Source organism: Devosia insulae DS-56, assembly GCF_000970465.2.
In the GTDB taxonomy this organism is placed as follows: domain Bacteria; phylum Pseudomonadota; class Alphaproteobacteria; order Rhizobiales; family Devosiaceae; genus Devosia_A; species Devosia_A insulae.
The window spans coordinates 1-4,519 of the sequence record NZ_LAJE02000281.1 but is presented as its reverse complement, the minus strand read 5'-3'; the positions used below and the strand labels follow the sequence as shown (position 1 = coordinate 4,519).

At 64.8% G+C, this 4,519-nt stretch carries 7 protein-coding genes; all 7 read left to right on the top strand.

What is annotated here, in order from left to right:
• Positions 1–120: 120 nt before the first annotated feature.
• Positions 121–447 (top strand): MazG nucleotide pyrophosphohydrolase domain-containing protein, encoded by a 327-nt coding sequence (locus tag VW23_RS19580; protein WP_069911221.1) that lies wholly within the window; start codon positions 121–123, stop codon positions 445–447.
• Complete coding sequence (locus tag VW23_RS19575; RefSeq protein ID WP_069911220.1) at positions 444–923, top strand: GNAT family N-acetyltransferase; 480 nt, start codon at positions 444–446, stop codon at positions 921–923. Before VW23_RS19580 ends, VW23_RS19575 begins: the two co-directional genes overlap by 4 nt.
• Before the next feature lie 14 nt (positions 924–937).
• On the top strand, positions 938–1,444 hold the full coding sequence (locus VW23_RS19570; protein ID WP_244513664.1) for a dihydrofolate reductase: 507 nt from the start codon (positions 938–940) through the stop codon (positions 1,442–1,444).
• A gap of 60 nt (positions 1,445–1,504) precedes the next feature.
• Positions 1,505–2,632: an FtsH protease activity modulator HflK gene (gene hflK, locus VW23_RS19565; protein WP_069911218.1), complete on the top strand. Its 1,128-nt coding sequence runs from the start codon at positions 1,505–1,507 to the stop codon at positions 2,630–2,632.
• Between the two features lie 3 nt (positions 2,633–2,635).
• A complete protein-coding gene (hflC, locus tag VW23_RS19560; RefSeq protein WP_069911217.1) occupies positions 2,636–3,721 on the top strand; it encodes an SPFH domain-containing protein in 1,086 nt (361 codons plus the stop codon).
• Complete coding sequence (locus VW23_RS19555) at positions 3,722–3,907, top strand: DUF2065 domain-containing protein (RefSeq protein ID WP_055878493.1); 186 nt, start codon at positions 3,722–3,724, stop codon at positions 3,905–3,907.
• Positions 3,908–3,951: 44 nt separating this feature from the next.
• A partial coding sequence (locus VW23_RS19550; protein ID WP_176730444.1) for a trypsin-like peptidase domain-containing protein occupies positions 3,952–4,519 on the top strand: 568 nt, incomplete at its 3' end.

Genomic DNA, 4,519 nt, shown 5'->3' with positions numbered 1-4,519 from the left:
CGTCAAGAAGACCGGCCCGACGACCTTCGAGATGGCGGCCAAGGACTGGTGGCCGCCCTACAACCGGGAGCTCGAGGTGCTGATCCTCAACCGGCAGAACCCCGAACCCAACGTCGGCTGATGGCGACGATCACCGAACTGACGGAGCGGGTGGAACAGGTCTCCGCCCTCTACGCTGAACGTTGCGACATCCGTCGCGATGCCGATTGGTATTTGCTGAAGCTGCAGGAAGAGGCCGGAGAGCTGGTTGCCGAGCATCTGCGCAGCAGCGGCCGCGGCCGCGTCGGAGAACGTCCGGAAGCCGCCCTTCGCGCGGCGCTGGAGGACGAGGCGGCCGATCTCCTGGCGCAGGTGCTGCTGTTCTGCCGGCACAACCAGATCGACGTCGAGGCTGCTCTCGAGCGCAAGTGGTTCGCCCATCTCAAGCGTCTGGACATCGCCCGATGAGTCTCGTCATCCGCAGCGCAGCGCCCGATGACGCTGCGCTGATCATCCACTTCATCGCGGCGCTGGCCGAATACGAAAAGCTGTCGCACGAGGCCCAGGCCACTGAGACCGATATTCTGCGCGACCTGTTCGGGGCCGATCCAAAGGTGTTCTGCGAGATCGCCGAGTGGGAGGGAAAACCCGTCGGCTTCACGCTCTGGTTCTACACCTACTCGACCTTCCAGGGGCGCCACGGCATCTGGCTCGAGGATCTGTTCGTCGATCCCGAGGCACGCGGCCTGGGGGTCGGCAAGGCCCTGCTGGTCAACCTGGCGCAGCGCTGCGTGCGCGAGGGGCTGGGCCGCTTCGAGTGGTGGGTGCTCGACTGGAACGAGCCCTCGATCCAGTTCTACAAGTCGCAGGGCGGCATCATGCAGGACGAGTGGACCAAGGTCCGCGTCGACGGCGAGGCTCTGGCGCGGCTCGGTGCCCCATGACGGTCCCGGTGGCGATGATCGCGGCGGTCGGCGAGAACGGCATTATCGGTTCGGACGGTGCGATCCCGTGGCGCCTGCCGACCGATTTCGCTCATTTCAAGCGCACCACCATGGGCAAGCCCTTGATCATGGGCCGCAGGACCTTCGAGAGCATCGGCAAGCCGCTGCCCGGCCGGACCAATATCGTGGTGACACGACAGTCCGGCTACCAGCCGGATGGCGTGCTGGTGGTCCACAGTCTTGCCGAGGCCCTCGATCAGGCGCAGCAGATTGCGGTGATTTCTGGTGTTGACGAAATCATGATCGGTGGTGGTGGCGAAATTTATCGCGAAGCCATGCCGTTAGCGGAGCGACTTTACGTCACACATGTGATGGCCTCGCCGTCCGGCGATGCTCGGTTTCCATTGATCGATGCCAAGCAATGGGAAGTAGAGATGGGGCCAGAACTGTTGCGCACCGAACGCGATAGCGCCGACTTCACGGTAAAAGTCTATCGTCGGCGTGAACCCGCTGCACGTTGATCGCAGGGGAACGCTTGCCTATATAGGGCGGCAATCGATAATCCGGCTGAAAGGTGGCGTATGCCCTGGGACAACAATACGGGCGGGGGAGGCCGCAACTCCAACAACGGCGGACCCTGGGGTCAGACGCCGGGTGGTGGGGGTAGCGGTGGTGGCGGCGGTGGCCGCCGAGGCGGTGGTACGCCGAACCTCGAAGAACTTCTGTCCCGCGGCCGCGACCGTTTTCAGGGCGGCATCCCCGGTGGGCGCTGGACCATTATCGGCGTCGTCCTGGCGCTCGGCGCGTTCTGGGTGGCCAACTCGGTGTTCACCGTGCAGGAATCGGAATGGGCGGTAAAGCTCCGTTTCGGCCAGCCGGTGGAGACCGTTCCGGCGGGCCTGCATTTCGCGCTCTGGCCGATCGAGACCGTCGAACGTGCGCCTCGCTCCGAAAACCGCACCACCATCGGTTCGGTCGGCTCGAACCGCGCCCAGTCGACCGAGGGCCTGATGCTCTCGAGCGACCAGAACATCGTCGATGTGAGCTTCTCGGTTCTCTGGTCGGTCAGCGACCCGGTGGCCTACCTGTTCAATGTGCGTGATCCCGACGACATGGTGCGTTCGATTGGCGAAAGCGCCATGCGCGAGGTCGTGGGCCAGCGCCCGGTGCAGGACGTGTTCCGTGACGATCGCGCCGGTATCGCCAACGACGTGCGCGGCATCGTGCAGTCGATCGTGCAGAGCTACGGCATGGGCGTGACGGTGTCGCGAGTTGCCATCGAACAGGCTGCACCGCCGACCGAAGTGGCGGACGCTTTCAACGAAGTGCAGCGTGCCGGACAGGACGAGGAACGCTTCCAGGAGGAGGCGCGGCAGTACACCAACACCCTTCTCGGCGACGCCCGCGGCCAGGCCGCTCAGGTTCGCGAAGATGCGGCCGCCTACAAGAACCGTGTCGTTCAGGAAGCAGAGGGTGAGGCAGCCCGCTTCCTTTCCATCTATCAGGAATACGCCAAGGCGCCGGAAGTGACGCGTAAGCGTCTGTTCCTCGAAACCATGGAGCAGGTGCTGGGCGGTTCGGAGAAGGTCCTGGTCGATCAGAGCGCCAGCGGCTCGGGGGTTGTGCCCTACCTGCCGCTGCCGGAGATCCGACCGAACGCGACACTCAATAGTACGCCGTCCACTCCTGCAGACGCGACGGCGAGGTAAGCCATGAACAGATTGATCATTCTCGGCGTTGCCGTCGCCGCGCTGCTGTACATCTTCGTGTCGTCGATCTTCGTGGTCAACGAGCGCGAGCAGGCCATTGTCATGCGTTTCGGTCAGATCACCGACGTGAAGACCGCGCCAGGGCTCTACTTCAAGATCCCGACGGACTTTGTCGATACGGTCCAGATTATCGAGGACCGTCTGCTGCGCTACGACAAGGCCAACATGAGCGTGCAGGTGTCGGACGGTAAGTTCTATATCGTCGACGCATTCGCGACTTATCGCATCTCTGATCCGCGCCTGTTCCGTTCGCGGGCCAGTGGCGACCTTCGCGTGGTGGACGACCGCCTTTCGACCCTGTTCGACGATGCGCTTCGCCAGATCTACGGTGTGCGCGATTTTACCGCCGCACTGTCCGCACAGCGGCCGGAAATGATGCGTGAGGCCCGTGACCTCATCCGTCCGGACATGGCCCAGCTCGGCGTCGAGATCGTCGACGTGCGTATCCTGCGCACCGACCTCGACCCGAACGTGTCGGCGGTGACCTACAACCGCATGCAGGCCGAACGTCTTGCCGAAGCGGCATTCCTGCGCGCCCGCGGCCAGGAAGTGGCGCAGACCGCACGCGCCGTGGCCGACCGTCAGGCCGTCGAGATTCTCTCGGCGGCACGTCGTGACGCGGAAATCCTGCGAGGCGAAGGCGATGGCCAGCGGAGCCAGATCTTCGCCGATGCCTATAACCGCGATACCGACTTCTTCGACTTCTATCGCTCGATGCAGTCGTATCGTGCAGCGCTGGGCCCCAACGGCACCACCATGGTGCTGTCGCCGGACTCGGAGTTCTTCCGGTTCTTCCAGAACCAGAACCCCGACAACGTGACGCCACCGCCGGGCGCCGCAACGACGCCGATCCCGGCGACGCCGCTGGTCGAGGAGCCCGTCACGGACTCCCCGATCCTCAGCGAGCCCTCCAGTGCCACTGGAACGACCGCTCCGGCGGAGACCACTCCGGCAACGCCGGCTGCGGTCGAACCTGCTCCGGTCACCCCGGCTCCGGCCGAACCTGCACCGGCCGCGCCGGCGCAGTAAATGCTCGAGCTCTTCTCGGCACTGGCCCTCGTGCTGGTCCTGGAAGGGCTCGTCTACGCTGCATTCCCCGAACAGATGAAAAAGCTGCTGGCGTCGATCCAATCGACGCCAGCTTCAACCATTCGTGCGGCTGCGCTGGCTTGCGCCGGGGTCGGACTTGTTCTCTTGTGGCTGCTTCGGGGCTGACCGCGACACGCTCAGCCGCGGCTGAGTCGTAGCAGGAGAAGTGAATGCGTGCTGCCGGTCGGGTTTTGCGGTCTCTGGCCGTCGCGGGAGTGCTGGCCCTGTCGGTCGGGGCTGCACCGGTGGCCGCCGAGGGCCCGCAGTCGGTGGCGGCACTCGCCGAGCAGCTCTCGCCTGCCGTGGTGAACATCGGCACCTCGCGGCGCGTGCCGGGCGGTGGCGGCGTACCGTTCCCCGACCTGCCGGATGGCTCGCCGCTCGAGGAATTGTTCGACGAGCACAACCCGAATAACGGGCTGGGCGAGGAGCAGATGCAGGAGGCGCGCAGCCTCGGCTCCGGCTTCATCATTTCGGCCGACGGTATCGTCGTCACCAACAACCACGTTATCGAAGGCGCCGAGGAGATCGAGGTCTACCTGACCGACGGAACCCGGCTGCCGGCGACGATCGTCGGCAAGGATGACAAGACCGACCTCGCGGTGCTGAAGGTCGATGCCGGCCATGAGCTGCCCTTCGTCGAGTTCGGCGATAGCGACGGCGCGGTGGTCGGCGATTGGGTGATGGCGATCGGCAACCCGTTCGGTCTTGGCGGCTCGGTGACGCTGTGCATTGTCT